1 protein-coding gene is annotated in these 1149 nt (G+C 69.9%); it reads left to right on the forward strand.

Going from position 1 to position 1149, the window contains the following annotated elements; genetic code table 11:
• Window positions 1-1149 (forward strand): hypothetical protein (locus tag I55_RS37520; RefSeq protein WP_044564793.1); only part of this gene is annotated, 1149 nt, incomplete at both ends.

Here is a 1149-nt window from a genome sequence, read left to right on the forward strand (position 1 = left end):
CTGCGGGAGGTAAGCGTCGGTGACGGCACCTTGCTCGAAGCCTACGGTGCCAAGGCGGAGAGAGCCGCAGCGGCGTCCAGCTGGATCGCGGACCGGCTGCGCACCGTAACCCTTGAATCGGGCGCGCAGACCCGGCAGCTGGCCATCCCCCGGTCGGAACGGGAGCGGCTTGCCACAGAGCTGGCGCGGGCCGGCCTCACTCTCGTCATCGCGGACGGGGTGGACCGCAAGGCCTGGACCCCCGTCCCCGTGCCGGCGGGCCAGACGGGTTCCGGGCAGCCGCTGTTCTCGGCGCCCGGCGCCGGCAGGCAAAGCGGCCCCCCCACCCTGGCGGCCGAGCTTCCGGAACCAGCCGACGCCGGCCAGCCGGACCTCTCGGCCATTCCCAGCGGAAGCCTTGCTTCGCCATTCCAGGCCGAGGCGGCGCCGTCCAGGATCTCCTTGGATGGGGTGGAACCACCCACCTCGAGCACCAGCACCACCGGCAAAGCGGAAGGGGAGCTGCGCTTGCCGCCCCTGCGCGACTTCGTGCGCCAGGAACTGCACAAGCGCGCGCCAACTCTCTGGGCGGCGATACAACAGGCACAGGGCAGCGGAGACGCCGATCGCATCCGCCAGGCCTACAAGGCCGCCGAGTCAGTGACCGACAAGATCGGCCTGGATCATAAGGCCGCCGTCATGCTGGCCCTACAGGACGGCCGCCCCGTCCCCCCGGCCGTCCTGCGCGACTATACCCCGGCCGACCTCGGTTATGCCGAGGTCACGGAAGAACTGCTGGCCACCTTCGGCTACGGTTCCTCCTTCCATTATGTCGGCGGACGGACCCGCCTGACATCCGTGGATGCCGGACGGCAACCCATGATCGTTACGGAGGATGCCGACCATGCGGCGCGGCACGGCACCATCACGCCGTTGCGTCTGCGCACCGCTGTCAAAGGGGTGGACCTTACCCAGCAGCCGTGGCCTGACGCGGTAAGGCAGTCCCTGGCCCGCATCGTCGCTTCCCAGGGGGCCGCCTTGGGCATGCACCAGGTGGGCGACCTGCAGGCCATGCTTGCCGAGGGCCGCATCGGCGAGAAACGAGAGTTGGAGCGGCGGGTGCTGGCCGAGTTGCGCCAGGCCGGCTACACCCAGGTCCGATATCGCGAC

It is taken from the genome of Azospirillum sp. B4 (genome assembly GCF_000333275.1).
Lineage (GTDB): Bacteria > Pseudomonadota > Alphaproteobacteria > Azospirillales > Azospirillaceae > Nitrospirillum.